Raw genomic sequence first — 20,737 nt, 5'->3', positions numbered from 1 at the left:
CCGGGATATATGATCTTACGAGTGCGGTTCGAGCCGCGATCCACTGAAGCGCGCGCGTCGCGGCAGGCACGTATCCGGGTCTGACAGGGGCCAACTCCATGCGCCGTCTCTCGCTGATCTCCGTTTCCGTTGCCGTCGTCGCTTGCGCCGCGACTCTTGCGCCCGTTCTCACCAGCCTCTACGTCGCCAATCGCGATGCAGCGCACCGAGAGCAAAGCGATCTCCAGGAGTACGCGGAGAAAGCCGTGCTGCGCTCGGAACTCGTCACGCGCCAAGCGTTCACCGCGATCGCCGACATCGCCGCGGTATCCCAGCAAGAATGCTCGCCGGCCTTTCTTCAGCAATTGGCCCGCATCAGCTTCACTTATCGCTACGTGCAAGATTCCGGTGCCTACGGCGGCGGGGAATATCGGTGTTCACCGCTGCTCGGCGATGTCAGATACCAACACTTCAAGCTGCCCCCGCCCGATTGGCAGAGCGAAGACGGCTACCAGGTGTGGTTTCATCAAAAGAGCCCGCTCGACGTGGCGCGCGAAGATCTCATGATCGGACGCAACGGCGATTACGTGTCGATCGATCCGCAATCGTACGTCGATGTCATCGATGAGGACCGGCGGCCGATTGCGGCGGTCAATGTCGAGACGAATACGATCTTTGCGCTGTCGCCGGGCGCGAACAGTGCCGAAATGCTGGCCGCCTGGAAGCAGCAGGGCAAAGTGACGAGCCGCGATTGGCTGTACGCGGTGGCGCGCTCGCCGACGAGACCGTGGGGCGTGGTGGTCAAGTCGCCGCGCGTCGGCTTGCTGACCGGCTGGACCAACCTGCTTGCGGCGTGGCTGTCGGTGGGCGTTCTGGCGGGCGCGCTGGTGGGGTGGATGGCGTTCCGGCTGCTGTCGCGCCAGCTGTCGTTTCCGGCGTTGCTCGAACGGGCCATCAAGCGCGGTGACTTCGACGTGTATTACCAGCCCATCGTCAAGCTCGCGGACCGCGAATGCGTGGGGGCGGAAGCGCTCGTCAGGTGGCTCGTGGACGGACGCTACCTCTCCCCCGAGATTTTCGTTCCCGTTGCCGAGGAGCGGGACTTGATCCAGCCGCTGACCGATCTCGTCCTGCAGAAAATGCTCGCCGAACTGACGCCGCTCTTGCGTTCGCGCCCCGCGTTTTACGTGTCCATCAACGTCGGCGTCGCGGATCTCCAGAGCGATCGCTTTCTGCGCGTCTTGACGTCGAGCTTGAAGGACACCGGCATCCGCCCCGACCAGGTCCGCATCGAAGCGACCGAGCGCAGTTTCCTCGATGCCGACGCGACCCGCAAAACCATCGAGGCATTCAGAAGCGCAGGACACCCTGTCTATATCGACGACTTTGGCACCGGCTATTCGAGCCTCGCCTATCTGCAGAATTTCAAAGTCGACGTACTCAAGATCGACAAAGCGTTCATCGATACGATCGCCCAGGAAGCGGCCACCAGCATCGTCGCGCCGCACATCATCTCGATGGCGCATGCGCTCGGTCTCGCGATCGTCGCGGAAGGCGTCGAGCACACGTCGCAGGCCGATTACCTCGCGCAGCACGACGTTCAATACGGCCAGGGGTGGCTGTTCGGCGCACCGATGCCGGCGGGCGCGCTCATCGAGTATTTGCAGGCCCGCAGCGTGTCTTCCGCCTTCGCGGCTGAGCGGTCAGTCGACCTTTTTCATCAGCAATAGCAGTAGCACCGGCAGAAGCAGCAGCACGAGCGGCAACTGCACGATCAGGCCGGCGATGATCGCGACCGCGAGCGGCTGCTGCATCGCGGAACCTTGCCCCAGCGCGAACGCGAGCGGAAGCAAGGCGAGAATCGCGGCGATCGTCGTCATGGCGATCGGGCGCAGGCGGTTGCGGCCCGCGTCGATCAGTGCCTGCCTGAACGGCACGCCTTCGTCGCGCACGAGCCCCTGCAGTTCCGACACATAGAAGATCGCGACCTCGGTCACGATCCCGATGATCATCGTCATGCCCATCATCGCGGAGATGTTCAGTTCGATGCCCGTCACCCACAGGCCGACGAAGACCGCGCCCGCCGCGAGCAGCGGCATCGCCATCACCGCGAGCGCGACGCGGAAGCGCTCATACAGGAACAGCAGCAAGCCGAACACGAGCGCGACTGCTGCGCCGAACACCGTCAAGAGGCCCTTGAACGCGATCTGCTGCTGCTGATAGAGGCCACCGAGTTCGTAGTAGACACTGGCAGGCAGCAGGCCGGATTCGCCGAGCGCCTTTTGCACGTCGGCGATCGTCGAGCCGAGATCGCGGCCGTCGATGCGCGCCGTCACCGCGACCATGCGCTTCAAGTTGTCGCGGCTGATTTCGGGCTGGCCGGTCACGGTCACGAGGTCCGCGACGCGGCGCAGCGCGAACAGGTGACCGTCCGGTGCGCGGATCGGCAACTGCCCCAGTTGCGTATCGGTGAGCTTCATCGCATCCGCGATGCGCACGCGTACGCCGACCGTCTTCGGCCCCGCCTGAAACTGCGTCGCGACATTGCCTTCGACCATGTCCGAGACGGCTTGCGCGATCGACTGCGGGTCCATGCCTTCCGCCGCTGCGGCGTCGGGCCGGATATGCAGTTCGAGTGCGTCGCCGGCGGGGTTGATGCCGTCATCCACGTCGACGATGCCCGGTATCTTGCCGATGCGCGCGGCGACTTTCTGCGCGGTGGCGTCGAGCGTGTCCTGGTCGTCGGAGTAGATCTTGATCTGCACCGGCTGCGGCACGGCGGTCAAATCGCCGATCAAGTCTTCCATCAACTGCGCGAGTTCGATGTTGACGCCGGGCACCTGCGTCTCGATCTTCGAGCGGATTTCCTCCATCACGGTCTCGATCGGCTCGCGCTTGCCCGATTTCAGCCGCACGAAGAAGTCGCCCTTGTTCGGCTCGTTGAGGTCGCCTCCGAGGCCCGCGCCCGTGCGGCGCGAGTAGTTGGCGACGTTCGGATTCGCGCGGATGATCGCTTCGATCTGCTGCATCAGGCGGTCTGTCTCGGTGATCGAGGTGCCCGGTTCGGTGTGGTAGTCGAGCACGAAGCCGCCTTCGTCCATCGTCGGCATGAAGCCGCTGCCGACGCGCGTGGACGCGAACGCCGCCACGATCACGAGCGGCGCGAGCCCGATCAGCACGAGCGCGGGTTTCGCCGTCACGTGCTCGATCAGGGACATGTAGCGCCGGTTCATCCACAGCGCGAAGCGCGATTCGGTGTGCTCCTCGGCGTCTTTCGCCTTCAGCCAGCGATCGCACAGGATCGGCACCGCGAGCCACGTGACGAGAAACGAAATGAAGAGGGCGCTGGCCATCGTCACCGACAGCGCCTTGAAAAACGCGCCCGTCACGCCGGACAGGAACGCGAGCGGCACGAAGATGATCAGCGTCGCCGCCGACGAGCCCGCGAGCGGTCGCGTGAATTCGAGCGCCGCGCTCATCACGCGGCCGTGGAAGGCGTGCGCGCCCGCTTCGCGCATGCGCCGCACGATGTGCTCGATCATCACGATCGCGTCGTCGATCACGAGGCCGACGGCCGCCGCCATGCCGCCGAGCGTCATGATGTTGAAGCCCATGCCGAACACGTCGAGCAGCAGGATCGTCGCGGCCATCACGATGGGCACGAGTGCGACCGCGATCGCGGTGATCTTCCAGTTGCGCAGGAACGCGAACAGCGTGAACGCGGCGAGCACGACGCCGATCATGATCGCGTCGCGCACGCTGCTCGCCGACGCGACCACGAGCTCGCTCTGGTCGTACCAATTCGCGAGATGCACGCCGGGCGGCATCTGCTTCTGAAAGTCGGCGAGCTTCGCGCGGATCGCCTTGGCCATCGCGACGCTGTTCGCGCCGGGTTGCTGATAGATGTTGATGAGCACGGCGTCCTGACCGTCAGCGGTCACGCGCATCCATTGCGGTATCACGCCCTGGCGGACCGTCGCCACATCGCCGAGGCGAATTTGCGTCGCGCCGTTTGTGGCGACGACGACGTTCTTCAACGCGTCGAGCTGCGTGATCGCCGTGTTCGCGATCACGAGGTACAGCTTGTAGTGATCCTCGATGCGACCGGTCGCCATCAGCACGTTGCTCGCGCCGATCGCCTTCGACACATCCGCGAGCGAGAGCTTGTACGCGGCGAGCCGCTCGGGATCGGTCTCGACTTCGAATTCGTCCTGCGCGCCGCCCATCACGTCGACGCGCGCCACACCCTCCAGCGACGACAGCAGCGGCCGGATCTGAAACTGCGCGAGATCGTGCAGCGCCGAGAGCGATTGCTGTTTCGAGGTGAGGCTGTACGCGAGCACCGGGAACACAGTCGGGTCCATGCGCCGCACCTGCATGGTCGTGCCTTGCGGCAGCGACGCGAGAATCTCGCTGATCGCGGACTGGGCCTGCAATGTGGCTTGCGCCATGTCGGTGCCCCACCCGAAGTTGAGCGAGATCTCGGCGGCGCCGCGGCTCGTTGTCGACTGCACGTCGAGCACGTTCGGCACGCGGCGCAGCGCTTCTTCGACGGGCATCGTGACGAGCGTCGCCATCTGCTCGGCGGGGCGGTCGCCCGCATCGAGCGAGACGACCGCGCGCGGAAACGCGACGTTCGGAAACAGCGAGATCGGCAGACGGAAGGCGGTCAGCGTGCCGGCAAGCGCGGCGAGCGCGATCACGAACAGCAACGACCGCCGGTGCATCTGCATCCATTGGCCGAAATTCATCGTGCAGCGCCTCCGGCTGCAACGTTGCCTGCGAGCTGTACGGCCATGCCGTCCTTCAATTCATAGTTGCCGCTGACGACGAGCGGCTGCGAGGCGTCGAGCGTGCCGTCGACACCGTAGCGGTTGCCGGCTTCGATCTTCGTTGCCACGGAGACGCGGCGCGCTGTGTGATTCGGCGTGATCTGGTAGACGTATTCGCCCTTGTCGTCCTTCAACACCGCCGAGCGCGGCACGACCCAGTGCGTGCCGGCGAGCGTCGCGATATCGGCGGCCACGCGCGTGCCGGCGATGAACGCGGTCTGGTTGACCGGCACGCTTGCGCCGATGTTGACGAGCTGGCTCTGCGTATCGACCGACGCGCCGACCATGACCACACGGCCCGTCACCGCGGATCTCGCGAGCGCGGTGGATAGCCCGTGCAGCGTGACGGTGTCGCCGACATGCACGGTGGCCGCATCGGACGGCTCGATGCCGAGCATCACGTTCGGGCGCGCGTCCTTGCCGCTCGCCGACGCGCTCAATTGCATGAGCGGGGCGCCCGCCTGAACCTGATCGCCGGGCGCGACCGACACTTGCAGCACGACCGCGTCGAACGGCGCGACGATCGTTTTGCTACCCGCGGTGACGCCCATCAGGTCTTGCGCGCGCAGCGCCTGCTGCGCGTCGAGCAGCGCTTTCTTCGCGGCGGCGAGCTGCGATTGCGTGGCGAGGCCCTTGTCGTACAGCGATTGCGTGCGGCCGAGCTCGCCTTGCGCGAGCGTGAGCGCGCTCTTTGCCTGCGTGGCCGCCAGTACGGCGGACGGATCGGCTTCGATGACCGCGAGCGGCGTGCCGCGCGCGACGGCTTGCCCCGCCTGCACGCGCAACTGAGAAATGCGCGCAACGTAGGGCAGATTCACGGTGGTCACGCTCGATGAGGACGCAGCGACGATGCCGTAAGCGCGAACCGGCTGGGCAATCGCGCTGCGCTCGACGCGCACGGTTTGGACGGTGACGACGGTGTTATCGGGTGCATCGCCGGCGTGAGCGGAGTGGCTGACGCCTGCCGAGGCGGCGATGGCGGCGATTACGGCGGCAGCGAGAAAGCCCGCTGCCGCGCCTCGCGATTGCATAGAGTAGCGGCTATTTCGCATGGTTGTCGGTAACGGTCTGATCGGATGAGAGGGCGTCGGGGATCGCGCTGCCGAGCAGCGCCTGCAAACCGACGCGCTGTTCCGCGAGCGATTCGCGCAGCGTCGCGACATCGACGCGTTTGGTCAGCAGCGCGCTTTGCGCATCGGTGTACGCGCCGAGCGCGAGGTTGTGCTGGGCGTAGGCTTGCCCGGCATGCTGCGCATCGCTTTCGATGCCGGGCATCGCAGCCTCGGCTTGATCGAGCTGGCGCGCGAGGATCGCGGTGTCCGCGCGCAGATGCGCGACATCGGCGTAGGCCTGATTCAGGCGGTTCTGATATTCGTCGCGCAGACGCTGACGCGTAGCGTTTTCGATCGCGACGTTGCCCTGGTTGCGGTTGAAGACCGGCAGGCTCAGGTTGATCTGGAAGCCGCTCGAGTAGATCTCGGACGTATCGCGTGAGCGAACGAAGCCAACCGACAGGCTCGGAAACTGGCTCAGGATCGCCGCGCGATATTTCTGCTCCTGCGCTTCGTAGCCCGCTTGCAGCGCAATCAGATCGGGACGCCGTTTCGGCAGCGCGGCGACGGCGTCGTCGACGGTCGCATCGGCTAGCAGGGGCGCGTCGTCGCCGCCTTTTAGCTGGAGTCGCACATCGGGCGCGAGGCCGAGCAGTGCGTTGAGATCGTGATGCGTCTGTTCCGCTGCACGTTGTGCGTCCGTGTATTGCTTGCGCGCGTCGCTGTAGGACGTGAGCGCGGCGGTCAACGTGTCTTCGGTCAAGTTGCCTTCGCGTTGCGCCGCGGCCATTCGCTCGTAGCGTGTGCGCGTGAGGTCGAGTTGCTGTTGCAGCAGGGGCAGCGTTTCGTCCTGCAAGCGCGCCTTCAGAAACAGTTGCTTCGCCTGCGCGACGACTTGCCATTCCTGCCACAGCAGCCCGAGATCGGTCTTGACGACGGTTGCGTCAGCCGACTTCTTGTTCGCGCCGCGAGTGACGATCGCCATCACGTCCATGCTCAAGCCATAGCTGAACGCGCGCTCGAAGCCCGCGGCGCCGGGATAGTCGCTCGAAACGCTCAGTTGCGGATCGGGCAGCAGGCCCGCGGAAAACGCCTGCGCGCGGGCGATGCCGAGATCGTCGCGCGCGAGCTTCAGATCGGGATTGTTCGCGACCGCGAGCATCGCGACGTCTTCGATATCGAGCCCGTTGGATGGATCGAAACGATGGGTGGCGAGATCGGGCAGCGGCATGGTCGACGGATCGATCTGAATGCGCTCGAGGGTGCGCGCCGATGTCGACGTGTCCTCAAAGGACAACGGCTCGCGGTGATACCACGTACAGCTCGCGAGCAGCAGCGCGCATGCTGGCGCGAGGACGCACAGCATCGTACGGCGGGCAGTGGGAAAGGCGCGCAAATTCAGGCTCCTGGCATGCGACGGCGTGCATGCGCAGTGGTCGCGGGGCACGCATTGAAACGGGTGCCTATTATGCGGTCGCTGACTTAGCCAAACCTTAGCGGCGCCTTAAGGGCGGGTCATGAAAGCTGTTTGTAGTAATACGTCGTCGCACAGAACTCGCCGTCCGGCATGAGCGCGTAGTTCGGCACCGCGCCGACGCGCTGCCATCCCGCTCGCTCGTAGAGCCGCTCGGCGTCCCCGCCCGTGACCGTGTCCAGCACGAGGACGGACTTGCCGGCCGCCTTCGCTTCATCATCGACGGCGGCTATCAAGCGCTGTGCGATGCCTTGGCGCCGCGCCTTGCGGCTGACGAGCATCTTCGCGACGTCGGCGCGATGCGGCTGGTTCTCGGGCAGCGCCGTGATCAACTGCACCGTGCCGACGATCTCGCCGCTTGCGTCTTCGGCAATCAGCAGAATGCGTTCGTCTCTTGCGACGCTGTTGGCGACATGCCGCCAAAAATCGACGGCGGTGCTGCGCGAGATCGGCAGCATGAAGCTCACAGAAGCGCCGCCTTCGACGCAATCGATGAGCACGTCGGCGAGTGCATCGACGCAAGCTGCGGCCTCGTTCATGCCGATGCGTCGCACGGTAATGGTGTCGTTCATCCGTGGCTCCGGGAATCGCTTGGCGCAAACTTGCTTAGCGCGACGAGGTAGCGAGCGGACTTGCGTGTCGGGTTGCGAAAGACGATGGGGCGGTCGAGCTGCATGGCCAGGCAGTCGCCGGCTTCGAGCCGCCATTGCTCGTCGCCGACCGTGATTTCCATGGCGCCTTCCATGATCCAGACTTGCTGATGGATTTCGGCGTCGCGCATGCCGTTGTCGAAGGCGACGCGCTGGCCCGCCGGGAATTTGACTTCCACCAACTGCAGGGGCGAGCGTACGCCCGGCGACAGATTGCGGCGCACGTAGCCCGAATCCGGATCGGTCCAGACCGTTTGCTCGCGTGCGGAGGCAAGCGGCGACGGTTCCTCGGAGGGATGGCTCGATGCGTCCTCGAACAGCGAAGCCAAGGCGACGCCGAGCGCCGTCGCGAGCTTTTCGAGCACGACGGCAGTAGGGCTGCTTTGACCGCGCTCGATGAGCGAGATATTCGAGCGGCTGACCTTGCTGCGTTCGGCGAGCGCGTCGAGCGACCACCCTTGCACATCGCGAAATTCGCGCACGCGGCGCGCGATCGTGTTGTTGATATCCATGGGCATCCAGTTTGATGGAATTGTTTTCCAGTAAACTAGAGTGCGATGGTTGTGTTGTCAACGTCTTCTGTCAGAAAACAAATGAAATGGTGGAAGCGGCTACGTGCCGGATGTCACGATTGCCGTAGGACTTCCGCGAGGTCGTCGAGGGTCAGCGGCTTCACAAGGTGGTAATCGAATTCACCTTTGCCGCCATCGGGTTCGGAGACGGCTACCGTGTAGCCCGTCAAAGCCACCAGCTTCGTCACGGCGCAACTCGTTTGCTGGCGCAGCAGACGTGCAAGCTCATGACCATCCATGCCAGGCATGCTGATGTCGATCAGCGCCACGTCTGGCGCAAACGAATTGACGATCGACAGCGCTTCTGGCCCGCACAGCGCGCGTTTCACTTCGTGGCCTTCTAGAGACAACAGTACGCTGAGCGCCTCAGTCGCATCGGCGTTGTCGTCCACAAGGAGGATGCGGGCCGGCATCGTTCTGCGCATCGTAGCGACGCCAGGCTCGGCTTTGCTCCTGCAAACAATGGGCAGTCGAATGGTCACCTCGGTGCCCTTGCCTGGGCCTGGGCTTGAAATCGCGACATGACCTTTGTGCGCACTCACGAGAAATTTCACAACGGACAAGCCGATGCCCAACCCTCCTTCCGCACGCGACTGGGCTGCGGATGACTGGGTGAACATATCGAAGACGGTTGGGAGCAAAACCGGCGCAATGCCGATACCGGTGTCCCGAACGGTGATGACGGTTTCACGAAGTGTCGAGTCGTCCTCCGGGATCGTGGCAGGGTCCGGCGCGTCTACCGTGATCGTAATCTCGCCGCCGGCAGGCGTGTACTTCACTGCGTTCGACAAGACATTTGAGAGGACCTGCGTGAGGCGCACGGAGTCGGCGAAGACCGTTACCGGATAGGTCGGAAGTATCGTATGCAACTGATGCTGGCGCCGGTCGGCCTCGGTTCGCACAGCCGCCGTTGCGTCTTTCACGATGTCGGAGAGCAGACTTTCTGAACGGCGAACCGAAAGCTTGCCGTGCCGAATCCGGGATGCATCGAGCAGGTCGCTGACCAGACGCTTCAATTGACGCGTCTGACGTTCGGCAATCGAAAGTGCGGAAAGGACTGGAGAGTTGTCAGAAGCGAGCTTTCGCGCAGCGGTCAGCGCGCTGTCAATGGGTCCGATTGGATTGCGCAGTTCGTGACCGATTTGGGCAATGAAATCATCCTTGCGGGCTTCAGCCGCCGCCAGCGCATTCTTTGCCACTTCCGCTTCATGTGCGCGCACTTCAGCATCTTTCCTCGCCTTAGAAATGGTCAGCGCTGCACAGGTAAAGTTTGCGAGACTCGTCAGGATTCGGAGATGTTCAGCGTCGAACCGGTGCTGCTCGTCTCGACACATGACCGAAAGCGTGCCCCACGACTCGGGTGTGCCGGGAATCGGTACAACCAGCTCTTCCACGACCCCCGATAAGACGCTGCCGAGGCCCGAGAAGTAGCGCTCGGGAAACGCAAACAGCTGCGCCGAGCTCAGTTCGAGTGCGACCCCGGCGGGGCTGTTGTCGAATGGTATGAAGTTACCTGTCGGGTCTTCGGTGCCGTGGTTTGAAAACGCAGCCCAGCGCAACGCAGGTTTCTGGTCGCCATCGGTTTCGAGCAGATAGATGCTGGCGTGGCTGGCATTGCACAGTTTCAGCGCGATATCGGCAAGTGTCTGAAGAACGGAGCTATCCGACGACACGAGCGCTTGTGCCAGCCCGTGCAGCGCGTCGTTTTCCGCCTCGAAGTCGGGCGGCCGGCGGGGGCGTCCCTCTAGTTCAGCGGTAATCAGCGCTCCCGCTCGCTCAACGCGCTTCAGCGTTGGTGACGCTGTCGGCCCTGACATATCGACCTCTTAGGGATAGGCCATAACGTGAACAACGGCTCGGCCCATTTGCCATTGTAGTTCGCGAAATCGCGACAGGACGGCCGGACCGGGAATATTTACTGCTTCAATGAGCGGCTCGTCCGGATATGAGCCTTCGCGTGGCGGGACTTGCCAGGAACGGATGTTGCAGGACGAATTGAACAAGCTTCTTGGATGGGCTTTGGGGCTGTGATTCTGCTTTCAGCGTCGTCGCCGCCACACCCGGATGAACCGTTGTGGGATGTGGAATTGATGAAGCCAGTCCCTATCGCGCGACTGCTCAGAGAGATCCGGACGCCTCTGGAGTCGTCCGGGACAACGGTTCCAACGACGTCAATTCTCAAGAGCCGTTTCTGAAAATCGAATCGTATGGAATACGAAGTAATTTTCCTTGTCGATGAAATCGATCATGGTCAACCTACGAACAACGGAGGCGCCATGATAGTGGAAGGTCGGCGAGCTTCAAGGTAATTCCCTGTTACCAATCTCGCACGGCCGTTTCACCTGTGTCCAGACTCGCCGCCTACACTCCAAGCCATGTTCACCACACATGCACGCAACGTGCGAGGAGTAGCGAAATGAACAAGAAGATGCTTGCCGCGGTTCTGGGCGCCGCCGCCCTGGCAGTTTCGACTGCAGCGTCTGCCCACGTCGATGTGGCCATCGGTCTGGGTGTTCCTGGCGCCGTCTATGCTCCGCAACCGGTGTACGTCGCTCCGGCTCCCGTTGCGGTGGACTATGGCGGCTACGACGACTGGCGCGCCCGCGAGTGGCGTGAACGCGAATGGCGCCGTCATGAGTGGCGGGAACACGAATGGCGTGAGCGCGAGTGGCATGACCGTGGCCACTGGCGTTATTGAACGGGCGCCGATAAGCCGCCTATCCGGCGAATGCCACCGGTTATCTGTTCACGCCGGATTCGCCTTCACAAAATCGACGAATGCCCGCAACGGCGCGGGCACGTGGCGGTGTCCCGGATAGTAGAGAAACGGCCCTGAGAAGCTCGTCCACCATGGCTCGAGGATGGGCTCCAGCGCGCCGCTGTCCAGATGCGGGCGCAGCATGTCCTCGAACAAGTGAATGACGCCGATCCCCGCCACGGCGGCGCTGATCGCCAGATCCATCACGGCACCGGGCCTGACGAGAAGCGTTTCCGTGGGATCGAGTTCCACCCTCTCGCCGTCGCGCTCGAACTTCCAAGTCGGCTTGGCGCCCCCCGCGAATTGGCCGCGCAGGCACCGATGCGCAAGCAGCTCGCGCGGATGCTCGGGTCTGCCGTGCTCGTCGAGATAGCCCGGCGCGGCCGCCGTCGCGAAACGCTGGACGCGCGGCCCGATCGGGACGGCGATCATGTCCTGCTCGAGACGCTCGTCGTAGCGGATACCCGCGTCGCAGCCGATCGAGAGCACGTCGACGAAACCGTCCTCCACCACGACTTCGACGCGAATGTCGGGATAGGTCTTCAAGAACGCCGCGACGATGGACGGCAAGATGGTGCGCGCGGCGCTCGCGGGCACGTTGAGCTTGAGCGTGCCGGAGGGCTTGTCCCTGAACACGTTCAGCACATCGAGCGCCGCTTCCATTTCGCTGAACAACGGCGTCAGCTTTTCGATGAGGCGCAGCCCCGCTTCAGTGGGGGCCACGCTGCGCGTCGTGCGGTTCAGCAGCCGCAGCCCGAGCTTCGTTTCGAGGCGCCTCACCGCGGCGCTAAGGCTCGACGCGGAAACGCCGCTGATTCGCGCGGCGTCGCGAAACCCGCCCGCACGCGCGACTGAAACGAACGCGGCAAGATCATTCATCTCCATGGCACTGTTCACCTTTTTGCACAGCCCGTGCGATCTAGGCCGGATTATCTAACAACGCAATCGCGACCATACTCGCTCTCAACTTTGATCAAGGAGAGAGCGTCATGTCGAATTTCAAACCTGTCAGCACGTTTTCGTTTGCCGGCCAGACGGTGCGCCGCATGGGGTACGGTGCGATGCAGCTTGCCGGGCCTGGCGTATTCGGGCCGCCGAAAGATCGCGACGCCTGCATCGCGGTGCTGCGCGAAGCAGTGGCAGCGGGCGTCAATCACATCGATACGAGCGACTTCTACGGCCCGCACGTCACGAATCAGATCATCCGCGAAGCGCTGCATCCCTACGCGGACGACCTCGTGATCGTCACCAAGCTGGGCGCCGTGCGCGGCAGCGACGGCTCGTGGCTGCCGGCGCAGGAGCCGCGGGACATCGAGCGCGGCGTACACGACAACCTGCGCAACCTCGGTCTCGACGCGCTCGATGTCGTCAACATGCGCCTCATGGGCGACGTTCATGCGCCCTCTGAAGGATCGATCGAAAAGCAGATAACCGCGTTGGCCGAGCTTCAGCGGCAGGGGCTCGTTCGTCACATCGGCTTGAGCAACGCGACGTCGACGCAAGTCGCCGAGGCGCAAGGCATCGTGGAGATCGTCTGCGTGCAGAATCATTACAACCTCGTTCATCGCGCGGACGACGCGCTCGTCGACGAACTCGCGAGCAAGGGCATCGCCTACGTGCCGTTCTTCCCGCTTGGCGGGTTCACGCCGATTCAATCGTCGGCGCTCTCGGACATTGCGCAGAGGATCGACGCGACGCCGATGCAGGTTGCGCTCGCGTGGCTCCTGCATCGCTCGCCGAATATTCTGCTGATTCCGGGCACATCGTCGGTTGCGCATCTGCGCGAAAACATGAAGGCGGCGCAATTCGTGCTGACGGATGACGTGCTTGCTGAACTCGACGCAATAGGCGAGGGCAACGGGGAGCACTGAGCGCTCACAACAGCGCGACGAGATTGCCAAGTGCGTTGGACCGGTCGCCCTCTCGCCAGCCAAGCGCGAGATGGGCGCTCAGCTTGGACCCCTGCACGTCGATATAGCGCACCCCCTTCACCAGCACTTGTGCGATCGACACCGGCACGATCGAGACACCGAGGCCCGCGGCCACCAGATTCACGACCGACGACACTTGCGGCGCGGGCTGGGCGAGCTGCGGGCTGAACCCCGCTTCGCCGCATGCGCGGATGACCTCGTCGTAAAGCGTGGCGCCCGCAGACCCAGGCACGAACACGAATGCCTCGTTGGCGAGCGCCTTGAGCGGCAGGCGCTTTTTCTCCGCCAAGGGGTGCGTGGACGGCAGCACGATCTTCATCGGCTCGTCGGGAAAGCGATGCACCTGCACACCGTCCGGCGGCAAGCGTCGCGGCCGGAAGAACACCGCGTCGAGCCGCTCGTCGAACAAACCCTGCAGCAGACTCACGGTGTTGGCTTCTTCCAGCGTGAGGTCCACGGCGGCGTACTGACTCTTGAAGCGTTGGAGCAGCGCGGGCACGACAGGATTGAACGCCGCCGAACCCGTGAAGCCGATGCGAAGGCGCCCGGTTTCTCCACGTGCGGCCCGTTGCGCCGCGCGCGCGGCGCGTTCGGCGCCTTCGAGCACACGCCGAGCCTCGATCAGAAACGCCTCGCCCGCGACGGTGAGTTCCGCCCCGTGCGCCGTGCGGCGGAACAGCTCGGCGCCGAGTTCGCGCTCGAGACTCTTGATCTGCTGGCTGAGCGGCGGCTGCCCGATGCCGAGCTTTTCGGCGGCGCGCGTGAAGTTGCCTTCGGTTGCGACCGCAACGAAATAACGTAGATGACGCAGTTCCATGCCAGTGCTAAAACGTATCGGGTTAGCCAGTTCTATATATTGGACAGTATAGCCACGGAGCAGGACAATTGGCGACATCGAGATTGAACGTCCAAGGCAACGCGATTCATCATGAACTCCGATTCTGTCGCCGTAACACGAAGCCCTATGCAGTCGTCATCCGTGCGTCCGCGAGCGGACAGCGCCGGCGGCGTGAGCCCCGGCTCGTCTGCGTATCGGCGCATCAGCATTGCGCTCTTTCTGGCAGGCTTTGCCACGTTTTCGCTGCTGTATTGCGTGCAGCCGCTGTTGCCTGAATTCGCGAGCGAGTTTCATATCGGCGCCGCGCAAAGCTCGCTTGCACTTTCGATGTCCACCGGTTTTCTGGCGTTTTCGATTCTTTGCGCGGGTGCGCTTTCCGAACGGCTTGGCCGGCGCGGCCTGATCTTTGCGTCGATGACGCTCGCGGCAGCGTGCAACTTGTGGGCCGCGATCGAACCGAGCTGGCATGGCATCTTGGTGGCGCGCGCGCTGGAAGGCCTGGCGCTCGGCGGCGTGCCCGCTGTGGCGATGGCGTATCTCGCCGAGGAAATCAACCCGCGCGGGCTGGGGCTTTCGATGGGGCTGTACGTCGGCGGAACCGCGTTCGGCGGCATGATCGGCCGGGTCGGCATGAGCTATTTGAGCGACCACTTCTCATGGCGCCACGCGATGTTGACGATCGGCGTGATCGATATCGTGGCGGCCATCGCGTTCGTGCTGCTGTTGCCGGAATCGCGCAATTTCGTGGCGCGCCGCGACTTGAGCCCGGCACACCACCTCGCGCAGTGGCGCAGGCATCTGACGGCTTCCACGCTGCCTTTCGTCTTCGCGATCGGCTGCCTGGCAATGGGCGTGTTCGTCACCGTCTACAACTACGCGGGCTTTCGGCTGATTGCACCGCCGTTCGATCTCAGCGCGACGCAAACGGGACTGATCTTCTGCGCGTATCTTTTCGGTATCGTGGCATCGTCCGTCGCGGGCGCGCTCGCGGACCGGTGCGGACGAGGGCCGATCATGACTAGCGGCGTCGTGGTTGCCGTGATCGGCATTGCGTTGACGATGATGCACACGCTCGTTCCGATCGTGCTCGGCATTGTCCTGTTGACGATCGGCTTCTTCGTCACGCACTCGGTTGCGAGCGGCTGGGTGGGGCAATTGGCCGACGGCGCGAAGGGGCACGCCACGTCGCTGTATCTGCTGGCGTACTACCTCGGGTCAAGCGTGCTCGGCTCGTGGGGCGGGTGGTTCTGGCAAAACGGCGCGTGGCCTTCGGTTGCCGGTTTTGCGTTTGCGCTGCTGGCCGTGTGCGGCGCGCTGGCGATATACGTTGCGCGAGTTCAGTCGCGCAAGCAAGGAGCCTGAAATGGCAATGATCGATCATCTCGACCATCTGGTTGTGACCTGTGTCGACGTGGAAGCGACGAAGCGCTTCTATACCGAGGTCATGCAGATGCGCCTGGAAACGTTTGGCGCTGGCCGTATCGCTTTCCGCTTCGGCAATCAGAAGATCAACGTGCATGTGCGCGGCAGCGAGTTCGAGCCGAAGGCGCATTTGCCGGTGCCGGGGGCGTTGGATTTGTGCTTCATCGCGTCGGTGCCGTTGGATGACGTAATCGCTCATCTCAAGGCGCGCCATTGGCCGATCGTCGAGGGGCCGGTGGAGCGTACCGGCGCGACGCAGAAGATCCGCTCGGTGTATGTGCGCGACCCGGATCTGAATCTGATCGAGATTTCGGAGTTGATGGGTTGAGTGCGGGATTCGAAGGAGGCCACGCGATGATTGCGCTGTTTACCGACTTTGGCGCCGACGACATCTATGTCGGGCAGATGAAGGTGGCGTTGCTGCAGCATGCGGCGCCTGGCGTCACGCTCATCGATATGCTGCACAGCGTGCCGAACTACGACGCGCGTGCCGCGGCCCATTTGCTTGCTGCGCTTCGCGGCTGGTATCACGCGGATACGGTCTTTCTATGCGTAGTCGATCCCGGCGTGGGCAGCGCCCGCGATGCCGTCGTGCTGCAGGCCGATGGGCAGTGGTTCGTGGGACCCGATAACGGATTGCTCTCGGTGGTGGCGGCGCGTGCCGCGAGCACCCGCACTTGGCGCATTACGTGGCGGCCCGAGCGGCTTTCCGCCTCGTTTCATGGGCGGGACTTGTTTGCGCCGGTGGCGGGGTGGGTGAGCCGTGGCGAGTTGGCCGCGGACAAGCTGAGTGAGATCCCAGGTTTGCAAGTGCAGCTTGGGGCTGACGATTTAGCCGAAGTTGTCTATGTCGATCACTATGGCAACGTGCTGACGGGAATGCGAGCGGGCAGTGTGGCTAAGAGCGCGAAGCTTGGCATTGCGGGGAAAGAAGTGGCTTATGCTCGCGTGTTTTCAGACGTCCCGGCGGGGCAAGCGTTCTGGTATGAGAACTCGATTGGGTTGCTGGAAGTTGCGGCGAATGGCGGCAACGCTTCGCTGCAGCTTGGAGCGCGTGTCGGAGATGCAGCGCAGGTGACAGCAGGGAAGTGAGCCCGGGTCCAGCGCCGTTCGTATCGATCACACCCACAGCCGATACAGCCAGAACGATTCGTCTTCCACAAAGCGCTGAGCGAACTCACTCGGCGAAAAGCCCGTGATCCGTTTGACCGCGCGGCTCAGGTGAGCCTGATCGGCAAAGCCTTCTTCTTGGGCCAGCGTTGCCCAGTCGAAGGGCAAACCCGCCTCGTGACGCTTGCGCGCGGTGAAGAACACGCCCTCGGTTTTGACGAGCGCCTGCCATTCGCGCAGCGATCGCCCGCTATGTGCCTTGATGCGGCGCTCCACCTGTCGCGGGCTATGCGTGCGCCGCCATTCGTGGGCTTGCCAAGCCAAGCGCTCGACCCAATGCCGGCCGATCTGGCTCAGCGAGGGTGTCGACTCGAAGCGGCCCTGGTGCGCTTGCCAGCGCGGCGCGAGATGCTGTTCGAGCGCGGCCAGCGTCGCGGCATCGTCGGACGCGTTGACGAGCGCATCCAGGAACGGCCACCAGTCGGCGCCGAGCCACTCATGAGCGGGGACGATGCGATCATGCACGTCGGCCATATTGATCCCGAACAGCGTTTGCGCGACATCCGCCGTGAAGCACACGAGCCCGCCACGCCCGGTGGTCGGCGCCCAGCTCACGGTCGGAAGGGACTGGCTGCCCGCGAATGTGACCGATGTGCCGAGCGGCCGCCATTGCGGGCCGCTTTCGGTGCGCTCGACTAGCCCGGCCTCGAGGCCCTGGAACCAAGACAACGAGACAATTTCGGTAGCCGGAAAGTGCGTCAGGCGCTGCTCGCCGTTCAAGTCGAGGCCGCGCGTATCGCGGCAGACGATCGCCACCACCGCGCCTTGCAGAACCGGCGGCGCGAGATAAAGCCGCGTGTGCGCACGCCTTCCTTCTCCGGAGGCGAGGGGAGCGCGTGCGAACGGATCGGGGCACGGCGGCAGGCGGGATGCCAGAGCGGAGGACATGACCGCGAAGTATAGGGAGGGGCCGTGCGCGAGTCGATGTCGTTTGCGTTCAAGACAGGGCGCCGCATGCGGGCGAATAATGGACGGCATGAACCCGACCTCGTCTTCCCAATGCCCATTCCACGCCGATGCGAAGACACCGGCGCCGATACTGCATCCTCTTGGCGTATGGCCTCCTGGTCCGCCTGCCGGGCTGACCGGCTGGAGCTTGCTGGTCCGGATGTCGCGCGACTTGCTCGGCACGCTCGCCGCGTGGCAGCGGGAGTTCGGCGACGTAGTGCATCTGCGCCTCTGGCCCGAACATGACGTCGTCGTCGCCGATCCGCAGCTGGCGCGTGAACTGCTCGTCACGAATCACGACGCGCTGGTGCGCTGGGAGCGCGGCATACGCGTTTTTTCTCACGTGCATGGAAGCAGCGTGCTCATTGCCGAGGGTGAGGCGTGGCGCAACAAGCGGCACGCTTTGAATCCGAGCTTCACGCCGAAGGCGGTGCAGGCTTTCATACCGTCCATTGCAGCCGCGACCGAAAACGCGCTCGCGCAGTGGCCGATGAACCACGAGCGATGGCCGATCGAAAGCGCGCTCACGTCGCTGACCATGGACGTGATCATGCAGATGATCTTTTCCAGCGAGATCGGCGACGATGCTCGCGTGGCGGAAGAGGCGGTGCGTGTGGCCAGCGCGGCGGCGAACGCCGAGTTTTATTGGCCTGCGAGTTCGCCGGAGTGGGTGCCTTGGAAGCGGGGCAAGCGTCGAGCGATTGCGGCTTTGAAAGATTTGATCGAGCGGCAATTGCAGGCGCGATTGACGTTGCCTGATGACGCATGGCCCGACGATTTGTTGTCGCGTCTTTTGCAATTGCATCGCGACGATGCGATGACGTGGCCTCTTCAAGCGGTCCGCGACGAGTGCATGACGGCGTTTCTGGCGGGGCATGAGACGACGGCGGCGACGCTGGTTTGGTGGGCGTGGTGTATGGCGTCGAATCCGGCGGCACAGAAGGCGGCTAGGGAGGAGGTTCGCCAGGTGCTGCGAGGCCGCGTGCCGACGGTGGAGACGGTGTCGTCGCTGCGATATCTGAATCAGACGATCAAGGAGACGTTGCGCCTTTATCCGACCGCGCCGGTGCTCATCAGCCGTCGATGCGCCAAGCCGATCACGTTGGGCTCATGGCAACTGCCCGAGCGCACGATGTTCATGGTGCCGGTGCAGTTGATGCATCACGATCCTCGGTGGTTTGCCGAGCCGTTGGAGTTTCGGCCTGAGCGGTTCGCTGCCGATGCGCCGGAGGTTCCGCGTGGCGCTTATTTGCCGTTCGGTGCAGGGCCACGTGTTTGCTTGGGGCAGCACTTGGCCTTGGTTGAAATGACGGTGATCGCGGCGATGGTGTTGCAGCGGTTCGAGTTGTCGGCGCCGGAGGGGATGGCTTCGCCTCCGCCGGTGATGAATGTCACGCTGCGGCCTGAAACGCCTTTGCGATTGCAGGTGGCGACGGCCCGTTAGGAAAACGGGCCGGCTCATTGCACGCCGTTCGTTAGCACGCTGCTCGTCGACGACCGTCAGACTTCAATTCCCTTCAGCCGCCGCCTTGCGTGAACGACCGGCCCGCGAGGCCGATTTGCGTGGGGCTTTCGCGGGCTTGGTCCCGGCTGCCGAGTCGGCAGAGGGTTCCGCTGCGGGGACCTCCGCGTTCTTCGTTTGCGCGACAGCCGGGGCACTCTTCTTCGTGGCGGTTTTGCGCGCGCGGCGGGGCGTGGGTGCTTTCACCGTCTCCGTATGCGCTTCTGTTTCGATCGACGTCACGTGTTCGAGCACGTTTTCAACGACCGCCGGGGCGGGTTCTTCCAACGCCGCCGTTCCGGTTGCTACCGGCGCTTGCTGAGAAGCCTGCTTCCGGGTGTTTCGGTTCGAGCGACGGTCTTTTTTGCTCGCGGCCTCGGGCGTGAGTGCCGGTGCAGCGTCTTTTGCAACGGTGGGCGATTCGGATTGCTTGGCGACTTCCGCTGTTGCGGCCTGAGCGGTCCGGTAGACAAACGCGCCGGATTTATCGTCGCGTCCCACTTCCAGCAGGCCGCGCGATTGCGCTTCATCGAGCAGATTGCCGAAGGCGCGAAAGCCGTAATACGACTCGCTGAAATCGGGCTTGCGGCGCTTGATTGCGCTTTTCAACACCGACGCCCAGATCTTGCCGCTTTCGCCGCGCTCGGAGGCGAGCGCGTCGAAGGTTTCGACCGCGATCGCGATGGCTTGCGCCTTGCGCGCTTCCAGCTTCTGTTTCGCGTGCTTGTCTCCATCGGCTGGACGCTTCGCCGACGCACTCGCTTCACGTGCCTCGCGCGTCGCGATCGCGCGTTGCTGTTCGCGTACGAGGTCGTCGTAGAAGATGAATTCGTCGCAGTTGGCGACCAGAAGATCGGAGGTCGAATTCTTTACGCCGACGCCGATGACCTTCTTGGCGTTTTCGCGCAGCTTCGAAACGAGGGGCGAGAAATCCGAGTCCCCGCTGATGATGACGAAGGTATCGACGTGCGATTTCGTGTAGCAGAGATCGAGCGCATCGACGACGAGCCGGATATCCGCCGAGTTCTTGCCCGACTGTCGCACGTGCGGAATCTCGATCAGCTCGAAGCTGGCCTCGTGCATCGACGCCTTGAACCCCTTGTAGCGATCCCAGTCGCAATAGGCTTTCTTGACGACAATGCTGCCTTTCAGCAGGAGCCGTTCGAGAACCGGCTTGATGTCGAACTGCTCGAACTTCGCATCGCGGACGCCGAGCGCGACGTTTTCGAAGTCGCAGAATAGCGCCATGCTGACGCTGTCTTGAGGGGATGCCATGAGGTGCTCCGGCCGTGGACGGCTATGGGGGCTGTGGGTTTGGAATAGCGCACATGATAGCGGGTTGCGGTGAAGGGACTGAAATGGCTGGCGTCGATTGCGTACGACGGGCGATCAGAAGCGCTCGCCTACCAAGTGCTCGCTTTTTGTCCAGAGCGACTTGGCGTGTTCCGCGTCGACAGCGTAGGGCCGGACACCAGGCGTCATCCGGCCCATCTGTCCGTGAATGCCTGAAACTCTTGATTTCATGCGCGATAGTCTTGGCTGCGTCACACTCCGGATTGACGAGAACGCGTGACGATCCCCGCTATCTCGGCCGGGTCTACGATGCCAAG

The 20,737-nt window shown here is 63.6% G+C and carries 17 protein-coding genes; 7 read left to right on the top strand and 10 right to left on the bottom strand.

What is annotated here, in order from left to right; all coding sequences use genetic code 11:
• Window positions 1-98 precede the first annotated feature (98 nt).
• Window positions 99-1,709 (top strand): EAL domain-containing protein, encoded by a 1,611-nt coding sequence (locus tag FAZ95_RS38240; RefSeq protein ID WP_137337464.1) that lies wholly within the window; start codon window positions 99-101, stop codon window positions 1,707-1,709.
• On the opposite strand, the gene FAZ95_RS38235 is transcribed toward FAZ95_RS38240, so the two are convergent.
• From FAZ95_RS38235 to FAZ95_RS38210, 6 genes are all read right to left on the bottom strand, one after another.
• Entirely contained in the window at window positions 1,683-4,730 is a 3,048-nt protein-coding gene (locus tag FAZ95_RS38235) for an efflux RND transporter permease subunit (RefSeq protein WP_137337463.1), read from the bottom strand. The two genes, FAZ95_RS38240 and FAZ95_RS38235, sit on opposite strands and share 27 nt — an antisense overlap.
• Window positions 4,727-5,842 (bottom strand): efflux RND transporter periplasmic adaptor subunit, encoded by a 1,116-nt coding sequence (locus FAZ95_RS38230; RefSeq protein ID WP_254700210.1) that lies wholly within the window; start codon window positions 5,840-5,842, stop codon window positions 4,727-4,729. The genes FAZ95_RS38235 and FAZ95_RS38230 overlap by 4 nt, the downstream gene beginning before the upstream one ends.
• Window positions 5,843-5,852: 10 nt before the next feature.
• Entirely contained in the window at window positions 5,853-7,259 is a 1,407-nt protein-coding gene (locus FAZ95_RS38225) for a TolC family protein (RefSeq protein WP_254700209.1), read from the bottom strand.
• Window positions 7,260-7,378: 119 nt separating this feature from the next.
• Window positions 7,379-7,909: a GNAT family N-acetyltransferase gene (locus FAZ95_RS38220; RefSeq protein ID WP_137337461.1), complete on the bottom strand. Its 531-nt coding sequence runs from the start codon at window positions 7,907-7,909 to the stop codon at window positions 7,379-7,381.
• Window positions 7,906-8,499 carry a helix-turn-helix domain-containing protein gene (locus FAZ95_RS38215; RefSeq protein WP_137337460.1) on the bottom strand — a complete coding sequence of 198 codons (594 nt, stop codon included), beginning with the start codon at window positions 8,497-8,499 and terminating at the stop codon, window positions 7,906-7,908. Before FAZ95_RS38215 ends, FAZ95_RS38220 begins: the two co-directional genes overlap by 4 nt.
• A 113-nt stretch (window positions 8,500-8,612) precedes the next feature.
• On the bottom strand, window positions 8,613-10,376 hold the full coding sequence (locus tag FAZ95_RS38210) for a hybrid sensor histidine kinase/response regulator (protein WP_137337459.1): 1,764 nt from the start codon (window positions 10,374-10,376) through the stop codon (window positions 8,613-8,615).
• Between the two features lie 599 nt (window positions 10,377-10,975).
• Between FAZ95_RS38210 and FAZ95_RS38205 the strand changes: the two genes are divergently transcribed.
• Window positions 10,976-11,257, top strand: a complete 282-nt coding sequence (locus tag FAZ95_RS38205; RefSeq protein ID WP_137337458.1) for a hypothetical protein — start codon at window positions 10,976-10,978, stop codon at window positions 11,255-11,257.
• A 48-nt stretch (window positions 11,258-11,305) separates the two neighbouring features.
• Here FAZ95_RS38205 and FAZ95_RS38200 read toward each other — a convergent pair whose 3' ends face one another.
• Entirely contained in the window at window positions 11,306-12,202 is an 897-nt protein-coding gene (locus FAZ95_RS38200; protein ID WP_137337457.1) for a LysR family transcriptional regulator, read from the bottom strand.
• Between the two features lie 104 nt (window positions 12,203-12,306).
• Here FAZ95_RS38200 and FAZ95_RS38195 point away from each other — a divergent pair, with 104 nt between their 5' ends.
• Window positions 12,307-13,188, top strand: a complete 882-nt coding sequence (locus FAZ95_RS38195; protein ID WP_137337456.1) for an aldo/keto reductase family oxidoreductase — start codon at window positions 12,307-12,309, stop codon at window positions 13,186-13,188.
• 4 nt (window positions 13,189-13,192) lie between these two features.
• Here the strand turns inward: FAZ95_RS38195 and FAZ95_RS38190 are convergent, their stop codons facing one another.
• A complete protein-coding gene (locus tag FAZ95_RS38190) occupies window positions 13,193-14,065 on the bottom strand; it encodes a LysR family transcriptional regulator (protein WP_137337455.1) in 873 nt (290 codons plus the stop codon).
• 111 nt (window positions 14,066-14,176) lie between these two features.
• Between FAZ95_RS38190 and FAZ95_RS38185 the strand changes: the two genes are divergently transcribed.
• Genes FAZ95_RS38185 through FAZ95_RS38175 form a run of 3 tightly spaced genes read left to right on the top strand, consistent with a single transcriptional unit; the run spans window position 14,177 to window position 16,600 of the window.
• Complete coding sequence (locus FAZ95_RS38185; protein WP_137337454.1) at window positions 14,177-15,448, top strand: MFS transporter; 1,272 nt, start codon at window positions 14,177-14,179, stop codon at window positions 15,446-15,448.
• A 1-nt stretch (window position 15,449) separates the two neighbouring features.
• The gene (locus tag FAZ95_RS38180; protein WP_137337453.1) at window positions 15,450-15,836 is read left to right on the top strand and encodes a VOC family protein; all 387 of its coding nucleotides are present in this window, start codon (window positions 15,450-15,452) and stop codon (window positions 15,834-15,836) included.
• A gap of 26 nt (window positions 15,837-15,862) precedes the next feature.
• Complete coding sequence (locus tag FAZ95_RS38175; protein WP_137337452.1) at window positions 15,863-16,600, top strand: SAM hydrolase/SAM-dependent halogenase family protein; 738 nt, start codon at window positions 15,863-15,865, stop codon at window positions 16,598-16,600.
• Between the two features lie 27 nt (window positions 16,601-16,627).
• Here FAZ95_RS38175 and FAZ95_RS38170 read toward each other — a convergent pair whose 3' ends face one another.
• Complete coding sequence (locus FAZ95_RS38170) at window positions 16,628-17,566, bottom strand: helix-turn-helix transcriptional regulator (RefSeq protein WP_137337451.1); 939 nt, start codon at window positions 17,564-17,566, stop codon at window positions 16,628-16,630.
• A gap of 88 nt (window positions 17,567-17,654) precedes the next feature.
• On the opposite strand from FAZ95_RS38170, the gene FAZ95_RS38165 reads away from it, so the two are divergent.
• Window positions 17,655-19,070, top strand: coding sequence for a cytochrome P450 (locus tag FAZ95_RS38165; RefSeq protein WP_137337450.1), 1,416 nt, complete (start codon window positions 17,655-17,657; stop codon window positions 19,068-19,070).
• A 63-nt stretch (window positions 19,071-19,133) separates the two neighbouring features.
• Here the strand turns inward: FAZ95_RS38165 and FAZ95_RS38160 are convergent, their stop codons facing one another.
• Window positions 19,134-20,402, bottom strand: coding sequence for an NYN domain-containing protein (locus FAZ95_RS38160; protein WP_137337449.1), 1,269 nt, complete (start codon window positions 20,400-20,402; stop codon window positions 19,134-19,136).
• Window positions 20,403-20,737 lie beyond the last annotated feature (335 nt).

The sequence above is a fragment of the Trinickia violacea genome, from assembly GCF_005280735.1.
Taxonomy (GTDB): Bacteria; Pseudomonadota; Gammaproteobacteria; order Burkholderiales; family Burkholderiaceae; genus Trinickia_A; species Trinickia_A violacea.
The sequence above is the reverse complement of the archived record's forward strand: the minus strand, read 5'-3'. Positions and strand labels throughout refer to the sequence as shown.